This is a genomic window from Actinomyces glycerinitolerans (assembly GCF_900098745.1).
In the GTDB taxonomy this organism is placed as follows: Bacteria; Actinomycetota; Actinomycetes; order Actinomycetales; family Actinomycetaceae; genus Actinomyces; species Actinomyces glycerinitolerans.
On sequence record NZ_FQTT01000001.1, the window covers coordinates 24,805 to 50,040 of the forward strand.

At 68.4% G+C, this 25,236-nt stretch carries 16 protein-coding genes; 10 read left to right on the forward strand and 6 right to left on the reverse strand.

Features of this window, described 5'->3' with window-relative positions:
- Positions 1-97 precede the first annotated feature (97 nt).
- From glgX to ACGLYG10_RS00135, 9 genes are all read left to right on the forward strand, one after another.
- Positions 98-2,413 carry a glycogen debranching protein GlgX gene (gene glgX / locus ACGLYG10_RS00095; RefSeq protein ID WP_073327730.1) on the forward strand — a complete coding sequence of 772 codons (2,316 nt, stop codon included), beginning with the start codon at positions 98-100 and terminating at the stop codon, positions 2,411-2,413.
- A 114-nt stretch (positions 2,414-2,527) separates the two neighbouring features.
- The gene (gene trpS, locus ACGLYG10_RS00100) at positions 2,528-3,679 is read left to right on the forward strand and encodes a tryptophan--tRNA ligase (protein WP_083565211.1); all 1,152 of its coding nucleotides are present in this window, start codon (positions 2,528-2,530) and stop codon (positions 3,677-3,679) included.
- A 124-nt stretch (positions 3,680-3,803) separates the two neighbouring features.
- On the forward strand, positions 3,804-5,915 hold the full coding sequence (locus ACGLYG10_RS00105) for an alpha-1,4-glucan--maltose-1-phosphate maltosyltransferase (RefSeq protein ID WP_073326951.1): 2,112 nt from the start codon (positions 3,804-3,806) through the stop codon (positions 5,913-5,915).
- A gap of 48 nt (positions 5,916-5,963) precedes the next feature.
- Positions 5,964-7,700: a maltose alpha-D-glucosyltransferase gene (treS, locus tag ACGLYG10_RS00110; RefSeq protein WP_244542508.1), complete on the forward strand. Its 1,737-nt coding sequence runs from the start codon at positions 5,964-5,966 to the stop codon at positions 7,698-7,700.
- On the forward strand, positions 7,697-9,163 hold the full coding sequence (locus ACGLYG10_RS00115) for a maltokinase N-terminal cap-like domain-containing protein (protein WP_244542509.1): 1,467 nt from the start codon (positions 7,697-7,699) through the stop codon (positions 9,161-9,163). Before treS ends, ACGLYG10_RS00115 begins: the two co-directional genes overlap by 4 nt.
- 111 nt (positions 9,164-9,274) lie before the next feature.
- A complete protein-coding gene (gene glgB / locus ACGLYG10_RS00120; protein ID WP_073326954.1) occupies positions 9,275-11,527 on the forward strand; it encodes a 1,4-alpha-glucan branching protein GlgB in 2,253 nt (750 codons plus the stop codon).
- 155 nt (positions 11,528-11,682) lie between these two features.
- Entirely contained in the window at positions 11,683-12,477 is a 795-nt protein-coding gene (locus ACGLYG10_RS00125) for an HAD-IIA family hydrolase (protein ID WP_073326955.1), read from the forward strand.
- 366 nt (positions 12,478-12,843) lie between these two features.
- Positions 12,844-13,611, forward strand: a complete 768-nt coding sequence (locus ACGLYG10_RS00130; protein WP_073326957.1) for a class I SAM-dependent methyltransferase — start codon at positions 12,844-12,846, stop codon at positions 13,609-13,611.
- 290 nt (positions 13,612-13,901) lie between these two features.
- A complete protein-coding gene (locus ACGLYG10_RS00135) occupies positions 13,902-16,265 on the forward strand; it encodes a glycogen/starch/alpha-glucan phosphorylase (RefSeq protein WP_073326959.1) in 2,364 nt (787 codons plus the stop codon).
- Between the two features lie 489 nt (positions 16,266-16,754).
- On the opposite strand, the gene ACGLYG10_RS00140 is transcribed toward ACGLYG10_RS00135, so the two are convergent.
- Genes ACGLYG10_RS00140 through ACGLYG10_RS00150 form a run of 3 tightly spaced genes read right to left on the reverse strand, consistent with a single transcriptional unit; the run spans position 16,755 to position 20,766 of the window.
- Positions 16,755-17,423 carry a fructose-6-phosphate aldolase gene (locus tag ACGLYG10_RS00140; RefSeq protein WP_073326960.1) on the reverse strand — a complete coding sequence of 223 codons (669 nt, stop codon included), beginning with the start codon at positions 17,421-17,423 and terminating at the stop codon, positions 16,755-16,757.
- Positions 17,424-17,464: 41 nt separating this feature from the next.
- Positions 17,465-19,906 (reverse strand): glycyl radical protein, encoded by a 2,442-nt coding sequence (locus ACGLYG10_RS00145; protein ID WP_073326962.1) that lies wholly within the window; start codon positions 19,904-19,906, stop codon positions 17,465-17,467.
- Positions 19,903-20,766, reverse strand: coding sequence for a DeoR/GlpR family DNA-binding transcription regulator (locus ACGLYG10_RS00150; protein ID WP_073326964.1), 864 nt, complete (start codon positions 20,764-20,766; stop codon positions 19,903-19,905). The genes ACGLYG10_RS00145 and ACGLYG10_RS00150 overlap by 4 nt, the downstream gene beginning before the upstream one ends.
- A gap of 142 nt (positions 20,767-20,908) precedes the next feature.
- On the opposite strand from ACGLYG10_RS00150, the gene ACGLYG10_RS00155 reads away from it, so the two are divergent.
- Positions 20,909-21,739, forward strand: a complete 831-nt coding sequence (locus tag ACGLYG10_RS00155; protein ID WP_083565213.1) for a glycyl-radical enzyme activating protein — start codon at positions 20,909-20,911, stop codon at positions 21,737-21,739.
- 32 nt (positions 21,740-21,771) lie between these two features.
- On the opposite strand, the gene ACGLYG10_RS00160 is transcribed toward ACGLYG10_RS00155, so the two are convergent.
- From ACGLYG10_RS00160 to ACGLYG10_RS00170, 3 genes are all read right to left on the reverse strand, one after another.
- Positions 21,772-22,695, reverse strand: a complete 924-nt coding sequence (locus ACGLYG10_RS00160; RefSeq protein WP_073326965.1) for a tetratricopeptide repeat protein — start codon at positions 22,693-22,695, stop codon at positions 21,772-21,774.
- Positions 22,696-22,799: 104 nt separating this feature from the next.
- The gene (locus ACGLYG10_RS00165) at positions 22,800-23,831 is read right to left on the reverse strand and encodes a hypothetical protein (protein WP_073326967.1); all 1,032 of its coding nucleotides are present in this window, start codon (positions 23,829-23,831) and stop codon (positions 22,800-22,802) included.
- Entirely contained in the window at positions 23,828-25,024 is a 1,197-nt protein-coding gene (locus ACGLYG10_RS00170; RefSeq protein ID WP_139240667.1) for a hypothetical protein, read from the reverse strand. The genes ACGLYG10_RS00165 and ACGLYG10_RS00170 overlap by 4 nt, the downstream gene beginning before the upstream one ends.
- Positions 25,025-25,236 lie beyond the last annotated feature (212 nt).

The window sequence follows — 25,236 nt, forward strand, 5'->3', positions numbered from 1 at the left end:
CACCCTCACCGACGCGCCCCGCATAATCCGCGCGCCATAAGCCGCTGCAATGGTGTAACATCCCGCGTCTCCTTGCTCAACAATAGGATTCATGTCCATGTCCTCCACGCCAGAGCCGCAACCTGCTGCCCGTGCCGACTCCGATGCCTCGGACCGCACTCGGCTGGGCGCCACGCTCACCGAGGACGGCGCCGACTTCGTGGTGGTGGCGCCGCGTGCCGACGCGGTGGACCTGTGTCTGCTGACCACCGACGCCGACGGCGCGATCACCTCCGAACGGCGCATCGGCATGCACGGCCCCGTCCGCGGCGCCTGGAGCGCGCACGTCCCCGGGGTACGCGCCGGGCAGCGCTACGGCTATCGCGCCTACGGCCCGTGGAACCCGTCGGAGGGGCTGCTGTTCAACCCCCGCAAGCTGCTGCTAGACCCTTACGCCCGCGCCATCGAAGGCGCCCCCCGCCTGGGCCCGGAGCTGTACGCGCACGCCGTCGACGCGGACCTGTCGCCCACCTATGCGCCCTTCCTGCCCTCCGAGTTGGACTCCGCCGGACACACCGCTCTCGGCGTGGTGACCGGCGAGCAGTTCCCCGTCGTCCCCGGCCCACGCGTACCCGAAGAGCGCACCGTCATCTACGAGACGCACGTGAAGGGCTTCACCCACTCGATGCCCGGTGTGCCCCCGGAGCTGCGCGGCACCTACGCGGGCCTGGCACATCCGGCCGCCGTCTCCCACCTGCGCTCACTGGGCGTGACCACCGTGGAGCTGCTGCCCGTGCACGCCGCCTTCTCCGAGGCCTTCCTGCTCCAGCGCGAGCGGACCAACTACTGGGGCTACTCGACCCTGTCCTACTTCGCGCCCGAGCCCTCCTACGCCACTCGGGCGGCCCGCGAGGCCGGTCCGCAGGCGGTGCTGGACGAGTTCCGCGGCATGGTCTCAATGCTGCACGAGGCCGGCCTCGAGATCATCATGGACGTGGTCTACAACCACACCTGCGAGTCGGGTATGGACGGGCCCGCACTGTCGCTGCGGGGCCTGGACAACCTCGAGTACTACCTGCACGCCCCCTACCGGCCCGCCCAGTACGTGGACGTCACCGGCACCGGCAACACAGTGGACTTCCGCTCCACCCGGGCGGTGCAGCTGGTACTGGACTCGCTGCGCTACTGGGCGGGCGACGTCGGCATCGACGGCTTCCGCTTCGACCTGGCGGTGACCCTGGGACGGGATGCCTCCGAGTTCCAGTCGCGCCATCCGCTGCTGATCGCCATGGCCACCGACCCTGTGCTGCAGAACACCAAGCTGATCGCCGAACCCTGGGACATCGGCCCGGGCGGCTGGCGCACGGGCGAGTTCCCGGCCCCCTTCCACGACTGGAATGACCGCTACCGCGGCACGGTGCGCTCCTTCTGGCTGCACGACGCCTCCGAGATGTCCAAGGGGCGCCCCGGCAACGACCTGCGGGACCTGGCCACGCGCCTGAGCGGCAGCGCCGACATGTTCAGCTACGGCGAGTACCCGGGCGGGCGCGGCCCGCTGGCGTCGATCAACTTCGTCACCGCCCACGACGGCTTCACCCTGCGTGATCTGGTCTGCTACGACTACAAGCACAACCTGGCCAACGGTGAAGACAACCGCGACGGCACCGACGACAACCGCTCCTGGAACCACGGCTTCGAGGGTCCCCTGCCGGAGGGCATGGGCGGAGGCCCCATCGAGATCCTGCGCCGCCGCTCCTCCCGCAACGTGTTGGGCACCCTGCTGGTCTCCGCCGGCACGCCCATGCTGCTGGGCGGAGACGAGATGGGGCGCACCCAGGGGGGCAACAACAACTCCTACTGTCAGGACTCGCCGATCTCCTGGTACGACTGGAACCTGACCACCTGGCAGCGGGACCTGATCGCCACCACCCACTTCCTGATCAACCTGCGCGACCAGCACCCGGTGCTGCGCCCGACCGCCTTCGCCAGCGGCTCCACGGCCGACGGGGACGTCCTGCCGGACCTGTCCTGGTTCCGCGCCAACGCCGACCCGATGGACGTGGCCGCCTGGCACGATCCGTGGACGCGCGTGGTGCAGATGCTCCGTTCGGGTACCCCCATGGGTGACGCCGACCTGCTGCTGGTCATCAACGGCTCCCTCGGCCAGGAGGACGTCACGCTCCCCGACGGACGCGGCACCGACTGGCACCTGATGTGGGACTCCACGTGGGCGGTGCCGCGCCCACACACCTCCGCCTTCGCCCTCGCCCACCGGGTCGGCCGGGGGCCGGCGGCCCGCGCCCGCGCCCGCGCCTCGCGCTCCGGTGCGACGGACTGCCGGCAGGACCGGCCCGGGGACACCACCACGCTGGATGCGCTTTCGCTGCGTATCTACCTGTCCGGGGAGAAGCTGGTCGGCCTGCCGGAGGAGTAGGCGGCTGATCCCCTGTGTCTCCGCCGCGCAACCGCCGCCACGGCCGCGTTTTGCCCGACGGCCGCTGGAGACACGATTCCGGCCCGCTCGGCATCGCCCCTTAGGATGTCCGCCATGACGCAGCACGAAATGACCACCACCAGCCCCTCCAGCAACTCCCAGGGGGCTGCGGACGCCGGTGAGGTCCTTTCCCGCTCTACGGACGCCGCCTCGCTGGCCCGCTCGGTGGCCCGCAGCGCCGAGATCGAGGCTGATCTGGACGTCAATCCCGGCCGCTACCGGATGCTCACGGGTGTGCGTCCCACGGGCAACATGCACCTGGGCCACTACTTCGGCACCATGCACTCCTGGAAGGGCATCCAGGACCGGGGCGTGGACACGTGGATTCTGGTGGCCGACTACCAGGTGATCACCGACCGCGACGGCGTGGGCCCGATCCGTGAGCGCGTGCTGTCGCTGGTGGCAGACTCCCTGGCGGTCGGGGTGGACCCGCGCCGATCCACGATCTTCGCTCACTCGGCCGTCCCGGCCGCCAACCAACTGATGCTGCCGTTCCTGTCGCTGGTCACCGAGTCCGAGCTGCACCGCAACCCCACGGTCAAGGCCGAGCTGGAGGCCACCGACGGGCGCGCCATGTCCGGGCTGATGCTCACCTACCCGGTGCACCAGGCCGCCGACATCCTGTTCTGCCAGGCCAACCTGGTGCCGGTGGGCAAGGACCAGCTGCCTCACTTGGAGCAGGCCCGGCTGATCGCCCAGCGCTTCGACAAGCGTTACGGGCGGGCCGTCAAGGAGCACCCGGTCTTCCGCCGTCCGGAGGCGCTGCTCTCCGAGGCGCCGCTGCTGTTGGGCCTGGACGGGGAGAAGATGAGCAAGTCGCGTCACAACACCATCGAGCTGCGCATGAGTGCGGACGAGACCGCCAAGGCGCTCAAGAAGGCCAAGACCGACTCCGACCGTCACATCACCTACGATCCCGAGGGCCGCCCGGAGGTGGCGAATCTGCTGACGCTGGCCTCCCTGTGCGGGGCCGGGGAGCCGCAATCGCTGGCCGAGCAGATCGGCGACGGCGGCGCCGGCACGCTCAAGCGGATCACCACCGAGGCGGTCAACGAGTTCTTCGCCCCCATCCGTGCCCGCCGCGCCGAGCTGGCCGCCAATGAGGACTACCTGCTGCAGGTCCTGGCCGACGGCAACGCCAAGGCCAATGCGGTGGCCGAGCAGACCCTCGACGCGGTGCGCACCGCCATGCACATGAACTACTGAGCCGGGAAGAAGAGGGCAACCATGAGCGGCCGGAGCCGATCCAGTTCACGCGTGGTGCGGCGCTCGTAATCTTCCCGATGCCGCGGCGGCCCCGCGCACGCGCGCGGGCAGGTACGCTTGCGCTGTGACCCCTAACACCACGCCGCGCGCGGCGAAGACGACGCCCACCAGCCACGTAGCCCCCGCCGACCCGACGGCTCCGCCGTCCGCCCAGGTCCCACTGCCGGCCCCATACGCGCCGGTGGGCCGCATCCCAGTAACCGAGGTCTTCCCCGTCATCGAGGACGGGCGTTGGCCGGCCAAGGCGGTGCCGGACGAGGTCTTCCCGATCCGCGCCACCGTGTTCCGGGAGGGGCATGACCGCTTCGGCGCGACCGCCGTCCTGGTTCGCCCCGACGGCAGCGACGGCCCCAGCGCCCGCATGTACGAGGTCGGCATCGGGCTGGACCGCTACGAGGCGCGCCTGGCCGCCGACGCCCCGGGCGACTGGGGCATCCGCGTGGAGGGCTGGTCGGACCCCTACGGCACCTGGGCGCACGACGCCGGCGTGAAGGTGCCCGCCGGCGTCGACGTCGCCCTCATGCTGGAGGAGGGCGCCCGGGTGATGGAGCGGGCGGCCGCCGTCCCGGGCCGCGATGCGGCCGACACCGAGGTGCTGCGCGCCGCCGCCACCGCCCTGCGCGACGAGTCCGCCTCCCCCGCGGACCGCCTGGCCGCCGGGCTGGCCGGGGAGGTGATGGCGGTCCTGGACCGGCTGCCGCTGCGCGACCACGTCTCCCCGTCCGCCACCTACCCGCTGCAGGTGGACCGCCGCCGCGCCCTGGCCGGCTCCTGGTACGAGATCTTCCCCCGCTCCCTGGGAGCGCACCGTGACGAGCAGGGGAACTGGCACAGCGGCACCCTGCAGACGGCCGCCCAACGGCTGGACCGGATCGCGGCCATGGGCTTCGACGTGCTGTACCTGACCCCGGTCTCCCCCATCGGCACCACCAACCGCAAGGGCCGCAACAACACGCTCAACGCCCGCCCCGACGACCCGGGCTCCCCCTACGGCATCGGCTCGCCCGACGGCGGGCACGACGCCATCAACCCGGAGCTGGGCACCTTCGAGGACTTCGACGCCCTCGTCATGCGGGCGCGCGAGCTCGGCATGGAGGTGGCCCTCGACCTGGCCCTGCAGTGCTCGCCCGACCACCCCTGGGTGACCGAGCACCCCGAGTGGTTCACCGTCCTGGCCGACGGGTCGATCGCCTACGCCGAGAACCCGCCCAAGAAGTACCAGGACATCTACCCCCTCAACTTCGACAACGACCCGGAGGGCATCTACCAGGCGATCCTCCAGGTGGTGCGCACCTGGATCAGCCACGGGGTGACGATCTTCCGGGTGGACAACCCGCACACCAAGCCCCTTCCCTTCTGGCAGCGGCTGATCCGGCAGGTGCGTGCGGACAACCCCGAGGTGCTGTTCCTGGCGGAGGCCTTCACCCGCCCGGCGATGATGCGCACCCTGGCGAAGATCGGCTTCCACCAGTCCTACACCTACTTCGCCTGGCGCAACACCAAGCAGGAGTTGACCGAATACCTGGTGGAGCTGTCCCAGGAGACCGCGCACATCCTGCGCCCCACCTTCTGGCCCACCACGCACGACATCCTCACCCCCTTCATGACCAACGGGAAGGTGCCCGCCTTCAAGCTGCGGGCCGTGCTGGCCGCCACCATGTCGCCCAGCTGGGGCATCTACTCCGGCTACGAGTTGGCCGAGTCGGTACCGCGTCCCGGCTTCGAGGAGCAGATCGACAACGAGAAGTACGAGTTCAAGCAGCGTGACTTCGGGGCGGCCCGCGTCAACGGCATTGAGGATCTGCTCACCCGCCTGAACGCCGCCCGTCGCGCCCACCCGGCGCTGCAGCAGCTGCGCGACGTCTGGTTCCACGCCACCAGCGACGAGTCGCTGATCGCCTACTCCAAGCGGGTGGACGCCGCCCACTCCGCCACCGGTAAGGACGACGTGGTCCTCACGATCGTCAACCTGGACCCCTACGGCGCCCGTGAGGGCGAGGTCTACCTGAACCTGGAGCAGTTGGGTCTGCCCGGCTGGGTGGATGGGTCCCGGCCGGTGCTGCGCGTCACGGACGAACTCACCGGGGACACCTACGAATGGTCGGGGCAGAACTACGTGCGCCTGGACCCCTTCGCGGGTCGTGTCGCCCACGTCTTCTCCGTCGAGCCCCTGTGACGGCCGCGCCCATCCACCACTCAACTGCCGACAAGTAAAAGGAGCCCCGTGACCGTTCCCGGTGTTCCCGTCCTGCCCGCGCAGCCGCGGCCGGGCCTGCGCCCAGACCCGGACTGGTTCCGCACCGCGGTGTTCTATGAGGCGCTGTTGCGCTCCTTCGCGGACTCCGACGCCGACGGCGTCGGTGACTTTCGCGGCCTGACCTCCCGACTGGACTACCTGGCCTGGCTGGGCGTGGATGCGATCTGGATCCCGCCCTTCTACCCCTCGCCCATGCGCGACGGCGGCTACGACATCGCCGACTACACCGGCGTCGATCCCCGCTACGGGACCATGGACGACTTCCGCGCCCTGGTGACGTCCGCCCACGAGCGGGGCATCCGCATCGTGATCGACATGGTGCTCAACCACACCTCCGCCGCCCACCCCTGGTTCGAGGCGTCCCGCCACGACCCGGACGGCCCTTACGGGGACTTCTATGTGTGGGCCGACGACGACTCCGGTTACGCCGATGCCCGCATCATCTTCGTGGACACCGAGCGCTCCAACTGGACCTACGACGAGGTGCGCGGTCAGTACTTCTGGCACCGCTTCTTCTCCCACCAGCCGGACCTGAACTACAACAACCCGGCCGTAGTGGCCGCGGTGCACGAGGTGGTGCGCTTCTGGGCGCGCACCGGGGTGGACGGGTTCCGCCTGGACGCCATCCCCTACCTGGTGGAGGAGGAGGGCACCAACTGTGAGAACCTGCCGGGCACCCACCGCCTGATCGCCGGGCTGCGCGAAATGCTCGACCGGGAGTTCCCCGGCACCATCACCATCGCGGAGGCCAACCAGTGGCCGGCCGACGTGGTGGCCTACTTCGGCAGCCCGGACGCGCCCGAATGCACCATGTGCTTCCACTTCCCCGTCATGCCGCGCATCTTCTCCGCGCTGCGCGAGGGCACGGCCACCGCGATCCGCGACGTGCTCCGGGAGACTCCGCCGATCCCGGCGCACGGCCAGTGGGGCACCTTCCTGCGCAACCACGACGAGTTGACCCTGGAAATGGTCACCGACGCCGAACGCGAGCGCATGTACCGCTGGTATGCGCCGCAGGACCGCATGCGCGCCAACGTCGGTATCCGTCGGCGTCTGGCCCCGCTGTTGGGAGACTCGCGGGCCGAGCTGGAGTTGGCCCATGTGCTGCTGCTGTCCCTGCCCGGCTCGCCCTGCCTATACTACGGCGACGAGATCGCCATGGGCGAGGACATCTGGCTGCCCGACCGGGACGCCGTGCGCACCCCCATGCAGTGGGACCGCTCGGCGAATATGGGCTTCTCCGCCTGCGCGGACCCCGCCGCGCTCACCCTGCCGCTGATCGACGCCGACGACTACGCCGACCGCTGTGTGGCCGACGCCCTGGCGGACCCCGACTCGCTGCTGCACTTCCTGCGCCGCGTGCTGCGGGTGCGGCGCGAGCACCCGGTGCTGGGGCGCGGGGACTTCCAGCTGCGCGAAGTATCCGACCCAGCCGTCCTGGCGCATACTCGCACCGAGGACCCCGCGGCCGCCGGCCGGGAGGCTGGCCAGACGCTGGTGTGCCTGGCAAACCTGGCCGACCGCCCCGTCGAGGCGGGCGTGGAGTTGCCCGAACTGGCCGGGTGGGCCACACGCACCGTGCTGGCGACCCGCCCGCATGCCGCACCACCCGCCGTCGACACCCGGGGGAGGCTGACGGTCACGCTGCCGGCGCGCGGCTACTGGTGGCTGGCCGCCGCCCCGAACCGTGAGGAGGAGAGATGAGCAACCCGATGGTTACCGGACGGGCCGCCCCGGCCTGGCCCGATGACGCCGCCCTGCTGGCGGCGCTCGCGGACTGGATGGGGCAGCGCCGTTGGTATCCGCTCAAGGGCGAGCCGGCCGGCGGACCGCTACGATTCGCGGGCCGCTGGGAGCTGGCCGACGGCGTGCGCGACCTGCTGGTTGCCGTACCCCGTGGGGAGGGGACGCCGGTGCTGGTACATGTGCCACTGGTGCTTGAACCAGCCGCCGCACTGGCCGGCTTCTCCACCGCCGGGGAGGCGGCCGGCAACGAGGGCTTCGTGATGCCCGGGCCCGACGGCGAGCCGGTGGCGCTGGTGGACGGCGCCCATCACCCGCGCTTCTGGCGTGCCTGGGCCAACTCCGCCCTGGACGCCGGCACCACCCTCGGGGACAACGGGGCGCTGGCCATCGCCGAGCGCGCCGAACGGTTGCGGGTGACCACCGGCGAGCAGTCCAACACCTCGGTGGTTATGCCCGCCCCCGGCGATGCCTCGGCGGCGGGAGACGCCGACGCCGTCACCGGCGACCTGATCGTGAAGCTGTTCCGGGTGCTCGCACCCGGCCGCAACCCGGACGTGGAGGTGTCGGTGGCGCTGGCCCGCGACGGCTGGGACCGAGTGCGTACCCCGGTGGCGTGGACGACGCTGACCTGGGCCGATGCGGATGGCGCCGAGCACACCGCGGATGCGGGCGTGGCCTGCACCTTCGTGCCCCGCGCAGACGACGGCTTCGAGCTGTTCTGCACGCTCGCCGCCGCCGACGACACCGGCCCGCAGCGCGAGCGGGCCCTGGCCCTGGCGCGGGACCTGGGCGACACCACCGCCCAGATGCACACCCACCTGGCCTCCGTCCTGGGCACCACCGCGCCGCCCTCCCCCACCGAGTTGGCCGCGGCGCTGCGCGCGCGGGCCCACTGGGCGATGGACGAGGTGCCCGAGCTGGAGAGCCGGCTGCCGAGCCTGCGCGCACGCGTGGAAGCGGTACTGGCTGAGCTGGCGGCACTGGACCGGCTGGAGCCGGCTACCCGGGTACACGGCGACTACCACCTGGGTCAGGTGCTGCACGCCGTCGAGGAGGACCGCTGGTATGTGCTGGACTTCGAAGGCGAGCCGCTGCGCCCGCTGGCCGAGCGCAGCCGCCCCGATCAGCCGCTACGGGATGTGGCCGGCATGCTGCGCTCCTTCGACTACGCGGCCGAGGTGGGCCACGCCACCCACCCCGACTGGTTGGGCGCGGTGCGCGGCGCCTTCCTGGACGGCTACTGGTCCGCCGCCCCGACGTCGGCCCCCGCCCAGGCCGCCCGACCCGGCCGCCGGGAGACCACGTTGCTGAACGCCCTCGAACTCGACAAGGCCCTGTACGAGGCGGTCTATGAGGCGCGCAACCGCCCCGATTGGGTCGCCATCCCGTTGCACGGAATCAAGATGATTCTGACCACCTGACCGTTCGTGTCCCGCGCCGCCCACCCGGCGGCGTGAGACATATTCGTCCACGCCGGGTTGCACCGGTATAAAGTCCCCCCTCAGCCGGTCACCGCATGGGAGAGTGAGAACATGACCGACGTCACCAGCCCCGAGCCCGCCCCCGAATCCAACGACGCCCCGCCGCCGCAGGCCACTGGCCCCGCGCCAGTCCCCGTGGACCCCTGGGTCCTCGCGGATGTCGCCTACGGCCGCTACCACAATCCGCATGAGGTGCTTGGCGCCCATGTGGGCGCCGACGGCGTAACCATCCGCACTGTGCGCCACCTCGCCGACGCCGTCGTCGTGGTCACCCCGGAGGGTTCCTTCCCCGCCCGCCACGAGCAGGACGGCGTATGGGTCGCCGTCGTCCCCGGAGATGAGATCCCGGACTACCGCATCGAGGTGACCTACGGGGAGGAGACCATCACCGTCGACGACCCCTACCGCTTCCTGCCGACCCTGGGTGAGATGGACACCTACCTCATCTCCGAGGGCCGCCACGAGGAGCTGTGGGAGGTGCTGGGCGCGCACCTGAAGCACTACTCCGGCACCATGGGAGACGTCGACGGCGTCGCCTTCGCGGTGTGGGCGCCCAACGCGCGGGCCGTGCGCGTGGTGGGCGACTTCAACTACTGGGACGGCACCGCCTCCGCCATGCGCTCCCTGGGCGCCTCCGGCGTGTGGGAGCTGTTCATTCCCGGCGTGGGCGTGGGTGCTCGCTACAAGTTCGAGCTGTGCTTCCAGGACGGCTCCTGGCACCAGAAGGCCGACCCCATGGCGCGCGCCACCGAGGTGCCGCCCGCCACCGCCTCCGTGGTCACCGACCGCTTCCACGAGTGGAACGACGAGGAGTGGATGTCCCACCGTGCGGTCACCGACCCGCACTCCGGACCGATGAGCGTGTACGAGGTACACATCGGCTCCTGGCGGCAGGGACTGGGCTACCGGGGCCTGGCCGACGAGCTGGTCCCCTACGTCAAGGACGCCGGCTTCACCCACGTGGAGTTCCTGCCCGTGGCCGAGCACCCCTTCGGCGGCTCCTGGGGCTACCAGGTCTCCGGCTACTACGCCCCGACCGCCCGCTTCGGCACCCCGGATGACTTCCGCTACCTGGTGGACCAGCTCCACCAGGCCGGCATCGGCGTCATCCTGGACTGGGTACCCGCCCACTTCCCCAAGGACGAGTGGGCGCTGGCGCGCTTCGACGGCACTGCCCTGTATGAGGACCCGGACCCGCAGCGCGGCGAACATCCCGACTGGGGCACCTACGTGTTCAACTTCGGCCGCAACGAGGTGCGCAACTTCCTGGTGGCCAACGCCCTTTACTGGCTGGGCGAGTTCCACGTAGACGGCCTGCGCGTGGACGCCGTCGCCTCCATGCTCTACCTGGACTACTCCCGCGAGGAGGGCCAGTGGCACCCCAACCAGTTCGGCGGCCGGGAGAACCTGGAGGCGATCAGCTTCCTGCAGGAGGCCACCGCCACCGCCTACCGGAAGAACCCCGGCACGGTCATGATCGCCGAGGAGTCCACCGCCTGGCCGGGCGTCACCGCCCCCACCGAGTACGGCGGGCTGGGCTTCGGGCTGAAGTGGAACATGGGGTGGATGAACGACACCCTGCGCTACCTGGCCGAGGAGCCCATCAACCGCCGCTACCACCACGGGGAGTTGACCTTTTCCCTGGTGTACGCCTTCTCCGAGCAGTTCATCCTGCCGCTGAGCCACGATGAGGTCGTGCACGGCAAGGGCTCATTGCTGTCCAAGATGCCGGGTGACGCCTGGCAGGAGTTGGCCGGTCTGCGCGCCCTGTACGCCTACCAGTGGTCCCACCCCGGCAAGCAGCTGCTGTTCATGGGGCAGGAGTTCGGGCAGGGCGCCGAATGGAACTCGGACAACTCCCTGGACTGGTGGATCCTGGACGATCCCGGTCACACCGGGCTGCTGCGGCTCGTCAGCGATCTGAACGCCTTCTACAAGGACTCCCCCGCCCTGTGGGCCGATGACTTCTCCCACCGGGGCTTCGAGTGGATCGAGGCCGGCGACGGCGACCACAACGTGCTGTCCTACCTACGCAAGGGCACTGGGCCGGACGGGCGTTCGGACCTGGTGGCGGTGATCGTCAACTTCGCCGGCACCCCGCACGAGGGCTACCGGGTGGGCCTGCCCTTCGCCGGCGGCTGGGACGAGGTCATCAACACCGACGCTCCCGAGTACGGCGGCTCCGGCGTGGGCAACCTCGGGCACGTCGAGGCCGAGGAACTGCCCTGGAACGGCCGCCCCGCCTCGGTGCGGCTGCGGGTCCCCCCGATGGGCGCCATCTTCCTGCGGCCGTCGCGGGACTGATAAGCAGATCAGGCGGGAAACACGCCTGCTCCGTCGTAGGGGCCCGGTGGCGCTGAAACGTCACCGGGCCCTTACCACACATACTCGAAATCCGGGTATCAGAAAGCTCCAACGCACCACAAACCAACATGTATCCGGAAAACCTGTGAGGTGTCATGACCGCTCGACAGACAGTACTGCTGGATCTTGAGGGCACGCTCTATACCCGTGAGGGCCTACTTGAGGGCGCCCGAGCGGTAGTGCAGAAGTTGCGCGCAGACGGGCACACCCTGCGGTTCCTCACCAACACGGACTCCAAAGACACGGCAGAGCTGCATACGGCACTTCTAGCACTCGGCCTCGATGTGCGGATCGACGAACTATTCACTCCCGTGGTGGCGGCTGCGGTCGCACTCGGTGGCGATCCCACAGCACGAGTGCTAGTGCTGGGCAACGAGGCCATCACCACCGAGCTTACCAATCGGATAAAAGTCGTGGGCCCGCATGAGAATCCCACACACGTCGTGGTTGGGGACGTGCGCGCGCATCTAACCTACACGCTATTGGACGATGCATTCGCCGCCCTGCGCCGCGGCGCTCATCTGATCGCCTTGCAGAAGGGACAGTACTTCCTGTCCGACGGCTCGGCACACCTCGACACCGGGGCGCTAGTCGCCGCACTCGAGTACGCCGCAAGCCTTACGGCACAGGTGGTAGGCAAGCCGAGCACCGACTTCGTAAACCTGGCGCTGCGCAGTACTCCAGCTCCTGCCAATCCACGTCGAACCTGGATAGTCGGTGACGATGCCTCCACAGATATCGCCATGGGTATCAAGGCTGGGCTGAGAACCGTCCAAGTACAAACGGGCAAATACACGTTGCAGACGACAGACACGTCTCTTCCCGTAGCCGATGACGTCGTGGAGTCGGTAAAGGCACTCCCCGCACTGATACGAAAGAAAGCGTTGTAACGTTGCCCGACTCACCCTAAGGATGATTAGACAGCGACTCTTCGTGTTTGGGGTGGAGGGGCGCTGACTTTGGTGACGGTTCATGCGTCGCGGTCGACGATTCGGCACTTGTCGCGACGGTTCGTGGGGTAGATGTACGAACCGTCGTCGTTCATGGCGAATCGTCACCCAAACACACGAGCCGCCCTCCCCCGACGCTGGCCCGAGAATATCCCCGCCGAAAACGTCCTCGTCAACCTAAGCACGACCTTGTCAGCCCGAAAACGACCACCACGCCACCAGCCGCGGACCCGAACCACCACACCCACAAACACGACCAGACAGCAAATTCAGTCGTCACGCCTCTTTCGGAAGGAGCAGCATACAATGAACGCGGAACATTTGAAGCAGGCATGGGAGCTAGAAGAGCGCGTCGCCCATATTCACGGTTGGGACTTTTCCCATATTCACGGCAGATACACAGAAGAAGACGACCTGCCGTGGGAGTTTCGAGAGATCGTTCAGAAGTACCGGACAGACGACATGCAGCTGCTGGACATGGAAACCGGAGGCGGAGAGTTGTTGCTCTCCTTCCACCACCCCAACGAACGCACCGCGGCGATCGAGGGCTATCCGCCCAACGTGAAACTGTGCGAGGAAGTCTTGCTGCCCCTGGGGATCGATTTCAAGGAGGCTGACGGAGAAGAGAGACTTCCCTTCCCCGATGACAGCTTCGACATCATCACGAACCGACATGGGGCATACGACACCGCGGAACTGCGGCGCACGCTAAGGCCGGGCGGACTATTCCTTACACAGCAGGTTGGCGCAGAGAACGACCAAGAACTGGTTCAACTCCTTCTTCCCCATGTCAAGGAAGCACCATACCCCAAGCAATACCTTGAGGTGAGAACAGCGGAGCTCCTTGCGCAGGGCTTTGAAGTGCTGGAAGGCGGAGATGCTCGCCGACCGATACGGTTCTACGATGTGGGCGCGCTTGTCTGGTTCGCCAGGATCATCGACTGGGAGTTTCCCGGGTTTTCTGTTGACGGTTGCCTTGAACAGTTGTACGAGGCGCAAGAGGTTCTTGACAGGACCGGCGTAATCGAAGGCAGCATCCACAGGTTTTATATCGTGGCGAGGAAGACATCCTAACCAGTTCCAGTTCGCCATCCGAGGCCCTCACCTCAAGCGCCAACGCCGATGTTGCCATTCCCCACCTGTTCTCTCAGTGCCCAAGCTCACCACGTGCATCATCCTCACCACCTCGACCGCATAGCCCGCACCGTTGTCATCGCCGCCATCCACGAGCCACCCGCTTCGTGAGGCAATGCCCACGCTCTCCGGGAGGCAGTAAGCCCTGTATCATGAGTACGATCGCCGTATGCTGTCCTTGCTGCAAGATCCTTGCAGCGCTGTCCTGACGCCCACGTAAGGGAATAAAGATGTCGAAGATTCTCCCCAGCAGCGTGTCCTCCCAGGTGCGCTCAGTCTCCGGCCGTCCAGCCGAGGCCTCCACCCCCATGGAGGTCTGGCAGGGGCTGTCCGCCGCCGTCGTCGACGCCATCGCGGACGACTGGTACGCCACCGAGCAGAAGTACCGTGCCGGCAGGATGGAGCACTACTTCTCCGCCGAGTTCCTCGAGGGACGCGCCCTGCTGAACAACCTGACCAACCTGGGCCTGGTCGAGGAGGCCACCCAGGCCGTGAACGCCTTCGGGCAGAACCTCACCGACGTGCTCGAGCAGGAGCCCGACGCCGCTCTGGGCAACGGCGGGCTCGGCCGTCTGGCCGCCTGTTTCCTGGACTCCTGCGCCACCCTGGACCTGCCTGTGGCCGGATACGGCATCCTGTACCGCTACGGGCTGTTCAAGCAGCTGTTCGAGGACGGGTTCCAGACCGAGCATCCGGACCCCTGGATGGAGGAGGGCTACCCCTTCGTCATCCGCCGCGAGGAGGCCCAGCGCATCGTCCGCTACAACGACCTGACCGTGCGCGCCGTCCCCCACGACATGCCCATCACCGGCTACGGAACCAAGAACGTCGTCACGCTGCGTCTGTGGCGGGCCGAGCCCATGGAGGAGTTCGACTACGACGCCTTCAACTCCCAGCGCTTCACCGATGCGATCGTGGACCGCGAGCGCACCGCCGACATCTCCCGCGTGCTCTACCCCAACGACACCACCTACGAGGGCAAGGTGCTGCGGGTGCGCCAGCAGTACTTCTTCTGCTCCGCGTCCCTGCAGGAGATCGTCGACAACTACGTCACCCACCACGGCGATGACCTGAGCGGTTTCGCCGACTTCAACTCCATCCAGCTCAACGACACCCACCCGGTGCTCGCCATCCCCGAGCTCATGCGCCTGCTCATGGATGAGCACCACCTGGGCTGGGACCAGGCCTGGGGAATCGTCACTAAGACCTTCGCCTACACCAACCACACGGTACTGGCCGAGGCCCTGGAGACCTGGGAGATGTCCATCTTCGACCGCCTGTTCCCCCGCATCGCGGAGATCGTCCGCGAGATCGACCGCCGCTTCCGCCAGGAGATGGCCGAGCGCGGCCTGGACCAGATGCGCATCGACTACATGGCTCCGCTGTCCGGCGACAAGGTGCGCATGGCCTGGATCGCCTGCTATGCCGCCTACTCCATCAACGGGGTGGCCGCGCTGCACACCGAGATCATCAAGCGCGACACGCTCAAGGAATGGCACGACGTGTGGCCCGAGCGCTTCAACAACAAGACCAACGGCGTGACCCCGCGCCGCTGGCTGCGGCAGTGCAACCCGCGCCTGTCCGCGCTGCTGGACGAAGTGGCCGGCTCCGACGCCTGGGTCAAGGACCTGTCCCTGCTCGCCGAGTACACCGATGCCGCCGACGACGCTCTGCTGGACCGCCTGGCCGAGGTCAAGCACGCCAACAAGGTTGACTTCGCGGCCTGGGTGGCCGAGCGCGAAGGCATCGAGATCAACCCCGACGCCATCTTCGACGTGCAGATCAAGCGCCTGCACGAGTACAAGCGTCAGCTGCTGAACGCGATCTACATCCTGGACCTGTACTTCCGCATGAAGGAGGACCCGTCACTGCAGGTGCCGCCGCGGGTGTTCATCTTCGGCGCCAAGGCCGCCCCCGGCTACATCCGCGCCAAGGGCATCATCAAGCTGATCAACGCCATCGCGGAGCTGGTGAACAACGACCCGGTGATCTCCCAGACCCTCAAGGTCGTGTTCATTCACAACTACAACGTCTCCCCCGCCGAGCACATCATCCCGGCCGCCGACGTCTCCGAGCAGATCTCCATGGCCGGTAAGGAGGCCTCCGGTACCTCCAACATGAAGTTCATGATGAACGGCGCCCTGACCCTGGGCACGCTCGACGGCGCCAACGTGGAGATCCTGGACGCCGTGGGCGATGAGAACGCCTACATCTTCGGCGCCACCGAGGACGAGCTGCCGGCCCTGCGGGCCACCTACAACCCGCGGGCCACCTACGAGTCCGTCCCCAGCCTCAAGCGTGTGCTTGACGCCTTCACCGACGGCACCCTGGACGACAACGGCTCCGGCTGGTTCGCGGATCTGCGCCGCAGCCTCCTGGGTGAGGGCAACGAGCAGGCGGACGTCTACTACGTGCTGGGTGACTTCGCCGCCTATCGCGAGGCTAAGGACGCCATGGCCGTCGACTACGCCGACCAGCGCGCCTGGCAGCGCAAGGCGTGGGTGAACATCACCCGCTCCGGCCGCTTCTCCTCCGACCGCACCATCAGCGACTACGCCAAGGTGTGGGGCATCGAACCGCAGCCGGTCGCCTGACGGCTTGCGTGCGGCACATGACGACGGCGCCCGCCCCCTTCGCTGGGAGCGGGCGCCGTTGGCGTGTGCCGGTAGACCACCGTTAACTCCGGCGGACCGCAGCGGATTGCTGCGAGTCGCGGTGGATCTCAGCGGATCGCGGTGGCTCCCGCATATCGCAGTGGTTGCCGGCGGATCCCGGCTGATTGCGGTGGGTGGATCACCGTCACCGGGCGTGGAGGTTCGGTAGCTCGCTTGATGGTTCGTCCCCTCGAGTCGACGATTCGGCACTTCCGGCGACGGTTCGTACCTTCTAGTCAACGATTCGTACTTTCTTACGACGGTACGTACCCCTAGGTGCCGAACCGTCGTAGAAAAGTACGAATCGTCGGTACTAAGTGCCGAACCGTCAACCGAAGGTGCAAACCGTCAGCCCAGTGCCGCCGCCCCGCCGCTCCGTTGCGGCGGGGCGGCCTCAGTCTGGGAACGGGGCCAAGCCCCCGGGGTGCCTCAGGCGATGCCCGGGGCGGAGAAGGCCGCCTGAAAATCAGCAGCGAACGCGTCCACCGCCGACTCCACCTGCGGCAGAGCCAGCATGGCGTCCAACACGTCGGCACCAATAGTCGCCGTGTGGGCGCCAGCGGCGGCCGCATCAGTGACTTGCTTGACGTTCTTGAAACTGGCCGCCAGAATCCGGGTCGGCACCCCCTCACGGTCGATGTCCTGGCGCAAAGCCCGGATCACCGCATACGGGTCCACGTCCGCATTGTACATGCGGTTGACGTACGGGGCGAGGTAGTCCGCCCCGGCCGCCGTCGCCAGCAACCCCTGCGCCGTGGAGTAGATGGCCGTCGCGGTCACGCGAGCCCCCTGGGCCTTGAGCCGCCGCATGGCCGGCAGTCCGGCCGCCGTCGTCGGGATCTTGATGAGGGTCGACTCCCCCACCAGCTCGCGGATGGTGTCGGCCTCCCGCAGCATGCCCTCGGTGTCTCGGGCCACCACCTGAACATGGAGGTCGCCATCACCGACCAGCTCCCGAATGGTGCGCAGATCGCGTTCGAAGTCCGTCAAGCCACCGACCTTAAGAATAGACGGGTTCGTGGTGACCCCAATGAGGGGGAAGGTGTTCAGGGCGCGCTCCACCCGGTCCAGGCGAGCATCGTCAATAAGGAACTGCATCTTGGTTCTCCTTCCTGATCAGTTCTGAGCCGCGGGCGATTTCAGAGGGTCTGCTCGGTGCGGGCGATGATGTCGTCCTGGGTCTGCTTGGACAGCACCACGAAGAAGGCGCTGTAGCCGGCAACGCGGACAATCAGGTCGCGGTGCTGCTCGGGGTGGGCCTGGGCGTCCAGGAGGACGGCGCGGTCAACCACGTTGTACTGGACGTGGAAGCCGCGGAGTCGGTTGAAGAAGGCGCGCAGCATGGCGATGAGCTTCGCCCGGTCCTCGGGCTTGGCCAGGATCTGCGGGTTGACCTTCTGATTAAGTAGCACGCCGCCGGTGATGCGGTCGGTCTCCAGCTTGGAGACCGACTTGAACACGGCGGTCGGGCCGTTGACGTCGGCGCCGTGGCTCGGCGAGCAGCCCTCCGCGAGCGGCTGGCCGGCGTGACGACCGTCGGGGGTGGCCGCCGTGGAGGCGCCTTGAGGCACGTTCGCGGAGATGGACGAGGTGCCTGCGTAGTAGGTTCCGCCGATGGGGCCGCGCCCGTAGCGCGAGTTCTTGTACTTGAAGATCTCGTCGATGTCGGTGGCGTAGGCGCGCACGAGTAGGTCGTCCACGTAGTCGTCGTCGTTGCCGTACTTGGGGGCGGCGACCAGGAGCTTACGGATCCGCTCGCCCTCCTCTCCGGCGAAGTCGGACTGGAGGGCCTCCCACAGCTGGGCGCCGGTGATGGCGTGGTCCTCGAAGACGACCTTCTTGATGGCGGCCAGGGAGTCACCGAGGTTGGCGATGCCGACCTGGAGGCCGGAGACGAAGTCGTAGACGGCGCCGCCCTCCTTGAGGGTCTTGCCGCGGCCGATGCAGTCGTCCACCAGTCCGGAGCACAGCAGGTCGGGGACCTGGTGCTCTAGGGCGAGGTCGCAGGCAGCGTCCAGCACGATGCAGTTGCGCTGGAACTCGCGGATGGTGGAGTCCCACGCGGACATGACCTGGTCGAAGGAGGTCATGTCCCGCAGGTGCCCGCAGGCCGGCGCCAGTCGGGTTCCGGAGGCGGGGTCGACGCCGTCGTTGAGCGCAACCAGAAGCGCCTTGGGGAAGTTGAGGAAGCTCATGCCGGTGCAGCGGTATCCCCAGCGGCCCGGGACGGCGACCTCGACGCAGCCGATCGCCGAGTAGTCGTGGGCGTCCTCGGGGGCCACCCCGCGCTCAATCAGCGAGGGGATGATGACCTCGTCGCTGTTGAAGGCCGGCATGCCGGTACCCAGCCGCATGAGCTCGATGGCCTCGTTCATGAAGTTGTCGCTCAGGCCGTGGTGGTAGCGCACGGTCAGGTTCGGCTGGGGCAGGTGGGTCTGCGCCACGGAGGTGATGATGAGGTAGGACAGGTGATTGACGGCGTCCGAGCCATCGGCGTGCTGGCCGCCGATGGTGACGTTCTGGTACAGGGGGCTGCCGGCGGAGAACCGGGTGTGGCTCCAGGAGCGGATCTTGTTGACGGTGAAGGTCTTCAGCCACAGGTTGGTCAGCAGTTCGGTGGCGGAGGCGTCGGTCTCACGGCCGGCCTCGAGGTCCTCACGCAGGAAGGGCCACAGGTACTGGTCCAGGCGCCCGTAGGACAGGGAGTGACCATTGGACTCGATCTGCAGGGCCACGTGCACGAGCCAGATCGACTGCACGGCCTCGTGGAAGGTGGTGGCCGGGTGCTCGGGAACAACCCGCAGCACGCGGGCCATCTCCCGCAACTCGGCCTGACGCTCCGGGGCGGTCTCGGCGGCGGCGAGCTGCTCGGCGAGGTCGGCGTAGCGGTGGGCGAAGGCGATGACGGCGTCGAAGACGACGATGAGGCTGCGGTAGAAGGGGGCCTGCTCGAGCTGTGCGGGGTCGGTCAGGTCCAGGGCGTCTAGCCCCTCCTGGGCGCGCCGCCGGTAGGTGGCCAGGCCGTCTGCCAGCAGGCGCCGGTAGTTGACGGCAATGTGAGCGTCCCCGGAGGTGATGTTGCCCTCGGGGTGGATGATGCCCAGGTCGTAGAAGCGCTTGGCGTCCGCGGGCATGAGGGCCAGGGCGTGCTCCTTGAGGGTGCGGCCCCGCCAGAATGGGGCGATCTCCCGCAGCGTCTGCTTCGCCTCCTCGGAGATGGTGAAGCGGTCCCCGGGGCGCTTGTCGAACTCGTCGAGCTCGTCGATCACCCAGTCCATGGCGTATTCGGGCATGATGGGGGCGGCCCGGTTGGCGCTCGCCTGGTTGCCGGCGAGCCGGGAGGCGGGCTCGATGTAGATGGTCATCCGTTCGAGCACGTTCTTGAGCATGAGGGCTCGGACCATGTCCAGCGGCTGATCGGCGTTGTCCCGGTAGGTCTGCGTGGTGATGACCGCGCGTTCAACGCAGACACTGGGTTCGGTGTCCAGAATCTCCTCGCGCCAGGCGGCCATGCGGTCGGTGAGACCGCCGAAGTGGGGGCCGCCGAGGGCTGTGGGCGTGGATTGGGCAATGGTTGTCATGACGATTGTTCCTCTTCTAGCGTGCCCGCGCCCGTGCGGATCGCGGCCGTGGGCCTGGTGGTTGCGCCGGCGGCGGCGCTGTGGGTGGTGGTGGCGCCCGACGGCGATACGGTGACGACCTGGACGCCGGAGTCGGTCAGCGCGGTGATCTGGGCGGGGTCCCCCGCCGCGTCGGTCCATACGGTGGACACGGCCGAGGCGGGCAGCAGCGGTACGGGCCCGTGTCCGCCGAGCTTCTCGGACTCGGTGACGACGACGACGTGTTCGGCCCGCTCGGCCAGCGCCCGTACGGCGGTGGCGCGCAGGTAGTCGCGTGCGGTGAAGCCGAGCCGGGCGGTGAAGCCGTCGGTGCCGACGAAGAGCCGGTCGACCAGGAACTGCTGCGCGCACAATTCGACCATGGGGCCGACCATGACGCGTGAGTCCGGCTGCTGCTCACCGCCCAGGAGGATGACCCGCGTGGCCGGGAAGGCGCGCAGCCGATCGGCGATGAAGGCCGAGTTGGTGATGATCGTTGTGCCGGAGTGCTGAGTGGCGATCTGCTCGGCCAGCAGCGTGCAGCATGAGCCGGCCTCCACCATGACGGTCTCGCCGTCGTGGACGGTGCCGGCCGCGGCCCGGGCGATGCGCGCCTTGTCAGCGTAGTGGTAGGCGAGGCGGCCGGCCGGGTCATCCGCGGAGACCAGCACGGCGAAGCCGCGCTCTCGGCGGATCAGGCCGCACGATTCCAGCGCGTCCAGGTCCTTGCGGATGGTGACGGCGGAGACCTCGGCCAGCTGCGCGAGCTCGGTGACGGCAACGCGCCCGGCGGCGACGATCGCCTCAAGGAGGGTGGTCTGACGGCTACTCATGGGTTCCATACCCCCTTTCCTACCGTACGCAACTGTGAAGTGCTTCGTTTGAAGCGTTGACACCACGATAAACGAACGACTCACTTCAAGCATAGGTCTTTGGTCCTTCGTTCGTAAGTTATACTAGTTTCGAACGAAAGGAGCTGGGGTTATGACCTCGCACCCGCTTGCCTCGCCGTTTGCCTCACCGAACGAGGCGTCCCATCGGGCGGACAACACCGCAGTGGTGTTCAACATTCAGCGCTTCTCGCTGCACGACGGGCCGGGCATTCGCACGGTTGTGTTCCTCAAGGGCTGCCCGCTGGCCTGCCCCTGGTGCGCCAACCCCGAGTCCATCAATCCCGGCATCGAGCAGCTCCTCGATCCCACCACCGGTGAGGCGACCCCCGCGGGCAGGAGGCATACGCTGGCGGAGGTACTCAAGGAGTGCGAGGCCGACCGGCCGTTCTTCGAGGAGTCAGGCGGCGGCGTCACGCTGTCGGGCGGCGAGCCGATGATGCAGCACGTCTTCGCGACGGAGCTGCTCCAGGAGCTGCAGCAACGCGGCATACATACGGCGATGGAGTCGACGGGGCACGTGGCGCCACGCGTGTTCGACCGGGCGCTGGATCACCTCGACTATCTGCTCATTGACGTCAAGCACCATGATCGCGACGCGCACAAGCGGTGGACCGGCGGGTACAACGATCTGCCGTTGCGCAACCTGTCCCGCGCTCTCGAGCGCGGCATCCGCACGCAGGTGCGCATCCCCGTCATTCCCGGCGTCAACGACGCTCTCGACGACGCCACCGCCTTCGCCGACCTGCTGCGCTCGCTCGGGGCCGAGCGCGTCCAGCTGCTGCCCTTCCACCAGTTCGGCGAACGCAAGTACACGCTACTGGGACGTCCCTACCGCATGGCCGGAGTCCCGGCACTGCACCCCGAGGATCTGGTGGATTACCGCGCTGCCATGGTGCACGCGGGCATCGAAGCGTTCTTCTGACTCCCCGGCTCGCCGTCCACGCGCTCCGCGACTCAGTACAGGATAGTGGCCAGCTGGCGGCGGGCCCGAGCCACCTCGGGAGCGGTAGCACCGATGACCTCGAACAGCTCCAGCAGACGCAGGCGGGCCCGCTCGCGCTCATCACCGGCGTGTGCACGCACGGCCTCCAGGGCGCGTCCCAGGCAGGCGTTCACGTCCCCCAGGGCGAGGGCCGCGTCCGCCCCGGCCAACTGGGCGTCCAGGTCCGCGCCGGGAGCGTCGGCCGCGGCCAGCAGTGCAGCCGGGTCCTGCCCGTCCATGCGGGCAAGCATGCGCACCTGACTGCGGGCGGCCTTCAAGTCGTCGTCGGCGGGCGAGTTGGCGATCGCGTGATCGTAGACAGCCTCGGCCCCGGCCCAGTCGCCGCGTTCGATCGCCTCGCGCGCCTCCCGCTCAACCTCGGTCTCCTCCGGCTCTGCCGGCTCCGGCTGCGCCGAGGCGTCGACGGCGATACGGCCGTCCACGCCGTTGCGGGCAGCGACCTCGAGCAACTGGTCGAGCAGGGCGCGCAGCTGCTCCTCGGGGGCACTGCCCTGGAACATGGGCACCGGCTGCCCGGCGATCAGGGCTACCACCGTGGGCACCGCCGTCGCCTGCAGGGCCTGAGCCACCTCGGGGGCGGCGTCCACGTCCACGCGGGCGAGCTGGAAGCGGCCGCCGTACTCGCCGGCCAGGCGCTCAAGCAAGGCCGCCAGGTCGGTGGAGGCCTGAGAGCGCGGGGTGTGCAGCACCACCACAACCGGCACGCGGGCGGAGCCCTCGGCGATCTCACGCAGGTTGGCGGCGTCCAGATCGACCACGAGCGCGCCCGCGCCGCCGCTGCCCGCGGCCGGCGCCGCCGTACCGGCGGCGGGGGCGGGACTGGTCCCCTGCTTGGGTGCGAGGGAGGACAGGTCGACGGCACCGAACATGCTCATGGTGTGCCTTTCCCGGGCTGTGCCCGCATGGCTTGCTGGCTTTGGTTACGAACGGGAGCGTAGTCCTCCACCGGGCGGCCCGACGCACCGGTTCGCCCGGGGCGTCAGCCCTCCGCATCCTCCTCGGCGGGCGCCTGGGAGTCGTCGCGGGACACGGAGGCCAGCACCAGGTCCATGCCCAGGGCGGTGGGGGTGGCGTCCTCGGCGTCGGCCGCCGGGATGAGAAAGGCGATCATGACGTCGTAGTTGGCGGTGACGGTGCCGACCACGTCCTGGTCGTCCCCCATCAGCGCACCGACCGTGCTGTCTGCGAGTGACAGCGTGGACCCGGCAACCGTCTTCTTGTAAACGGTGGTGAAGCTCAGCGTCGTCATGGTGATCACGCCGCCGTCGGCGGTACGCAGGCTCTTGAAGCCGTCAGAGCCGGCCTCGGCGGTCACGCTGACCTCACCGGCCTCAGAGAGATCGACCGCCCGCTCGGCGGCAATGCGCTGGCGCAGAACGTCATCGGCGAAGGCCTTGCCGTTCTCGCCGTCGGGGTCGTTCAGGGCGTCCACATAGGCGTCGAGCACGTCCTGTGGACTGGCCGCCAGGTCGGTGGCGTCATCCGCGGCGATCTGCTCGGTGCCGATGGCGGGGGCATAGGTAGACGGGATCTCCACGCCGGCAAAGAACTGAGTCCAGCCCCACAGCTGGTAATTCTCACGGGCGGAGTCCTGGGTGAGGGCGAGCAGGTAGCCCTGCTCGTCGTCGGCGAAGTCGGTGATGGCCAGCGCCGTGCGCGGGAAGTCGTTGGCCAGGGCGACGGTTCCCGCCTGGCTGGTGGTGGTGAAGGTGTGCACGAAGCTGTCATCCTCGGTGGCCGAGGCGACCTGGTACTCCTCGCCGCGCACGCGGACGGCCGGGCCGGTGAGGTAGCCGGCCAGCGCGTCGGCGTTCTTGTCCGCATCCGCCGCGTCCAAGCCGACCTGGACACGTTCGAGGACGGCGGTGAGGCGGTCGGAGTCGAGCACCGGCTGCGGCGTGGGCGTACCGGTGGCGGCATTGGTGGGCACATCCTGGGAGCAGGCGGCCAGGGCGGCGGCGAGCGCGGTCGCGGTCGCTCCCGTGAAGAAGGCGCGGCGGCTGGTGATCATGCTTGGTGCTCCTCGTCGGACTCGTCGGTGTTCGCGTCGGCGGCCGTCCCGTCCTCGACGGCGGGCATTTCCTCCGTCTCGGGGGAGGCGGTCTCCTCCTCGCCGGCGACGGCGAAGGGCTCCGTCTCATCCAGTTCACGGGCGGAACGGTGGGCGGCGGTGGTCTCGGCATCCAATCCCGGGACGACGGCGCTGCCGCGGGCGGCCCCGGAGGCCTCCACGGCGTCCGCGGATAGTTCCTCGGGCTCGGGGGCGGGCGCCTGCGGCACGGCGGGGGCCTGCACGCCGCCGACGTAGACGGCTCCGGTGCGCGGGTCGACCCACTCCTCACCGGCCGCCTCGGCGCGCTCCTTGTCTCGCTGCTCGCGGCGGGTGAGCGGACGGTTCGGATCGCCGATCTGCGGAATACCTACGGTGGCCACCGAGTCGGCCTGGGCGATGCGAGCGGCCCGCTCGGCGGCGCGGGCGCGTCGCTGTTCGTCGGCGCGGCGCGTTTGAATGTCGATCAGGAACAGGAACACCCCCACCAGCAGCAGCAGGCCGCCCACGATCAGGCCGGGAATCAGCCAAGGAGTGGACACGTGCCGCGGCCATGCCAGCGTGACCTGCGGGGCGGTGGAGGCGCCGTCGGTGGCCACCAGTACCGCCAGGTCGGAGCCGGCGGTGTCCAGTTCGAGAGTGGCCGAGCCGGTCCCGGTCTCGGTTTTGATCCACAGATCGGAGTCGGCGGGATCGGCGTCGCTGTTCTCCAGCACGGCGCAGCCGTCCGCATCCGTCGTCGCCGTCGCAGTAGCCTCAGCGGTGGGCGCGGCGGAGGCCTCGGCGGTTGCGGTGGGGGTGGCCTCCTCGGGGCAGGAGGTGGTGACCGCCGTGGACTCCAGCGTGTCCCAGTCGGTCAGGCCGGTCACCAAAATGTAGGGGTCCGAGGCGAGCCAGGCCTTGATGTCTTGTACGTGGCCGACCGCGATCAGCACCGGCTGGTCGGCGGAGGCGGCGGTAGCGGTTACCTCGACGTCGGACTCCACGAGGCTGAGCACGCCCTGCTCGGTGACGACGTAGTGCTGGTCGGGACTCTGGGCGAGGCTGGCCCGGGCAGTTGAGCTCGGACGCCACACGGTGGCGGAACAGACTGCCAGGACTATGGCGATCAGGCCGAGAACGGCAATGATCACGCTCAGCATCCGTCGATTCACGACGCGGTTCTCCTCGAACTGGGGGACATGGACCCGCCGACGTGGCCGACGGGTGTGCGCGACTCGCACCGACGCCACGAGGACGACGTTTGAGGCGGCCGGACGTCAGAATCCCATGACCGCCGCCGGTTCGCACCGGTCTCGGCGAAAATCACAGGTTGCTGCGCCATGAGCAAAAGCCTAGGGCAAAGACCCTCCCCGCGCCGGTTGTA

Coding starts and splice junctions, on each gene's coding strand:
- ACGLYG10_RS00165 (WP_073326967.1), bottom strand. CDS start 23,831: ATGATCACCAGCCGCCGCGCCTTCTTCACGGGAGCGACCGCGACCGCG.
- ACGLYG10_RS00125 (WP_073326955.1), top strand. CDS start 11,683: ATGACCGCTCGACAGACAGTACTGCTGGATCTTGAGGGCACGCTCTAT.
- ACGLYG10_RS00145 (WP_073326962.1), bottom strand. CDS start 19,906: ATGACAACCATTGCCCAATCCACGCCCACAGCCCTCGGCGGCCCCCAC.
- glgX (WP_073327730.1), top strand. CDS start 98: ATGTCCTCCACGCCAGAGCCGCAACCTGCTGCCCGTGCCGACTCCGAT.
- ACGLYG10_RS00115 (WP_244542509.1), top strand. CDS start 7,697: ATGAGCAACCCGATGGTTACCGGACGGGCCGCCCCGGCCTGGCCCGAT.
- glgB (WP_073326954.1), top strand. CDS start 9,275: ATGACCGACGTCACCAGCCCCGAGCCCGCCCCCGAATCCAACGACGCC.
- ACGLYG10_RS00140 (WP_073326960.1), bottom strand. CDS start 17,423: ATGCAGTTCCTTATTGACGATGCTCGCCTGGACCGGGTGGAGCGCGCC.
- ACGLYG10_RS00135 (WP_073326959.1), top strand. CDS start 13,902: ATGTCGAAGATTCTCCCCAGCAGCGTGTCCTCCCAGGTGCGCTCAGTC.
- trpS (WP_083565211.1), top strand. CDS start 2,528: ATGACGCAGCACGAAATGACCACCACCAGCCCCTCCAGCAACTCCCAG.
- ACGLYG10_RS00155 (WP_083565213.1), top strand. CDS start 20,909: ATGACCTCGCACCCGCTTGCCTCGCCGTTTGCCTCACCGAACGAGGCG.
- ACGLYG10_RS00150 (WP_073326964.1), bottom strand. CDS start 20,766: ATGGAACCCATGAGTAGCCGTCAGACCACCCTCCTTGAGGCGATCGTC.
- ACGLYG10_RS00130 (WP_073326957.1), top strand. CDS start 12,844: ATGAACGCGGAACATTTGAAGCAGGCATGGGAGCTAGAAGAGCGCGTC.
- ACGLYG10_RS00160 (WP_073326965.1), bottom strand. CDS start 22,695: ATGAGCATGTTCGGTGCCGTCGACCTGTCCTCCCTCGCACCCAAGCAG.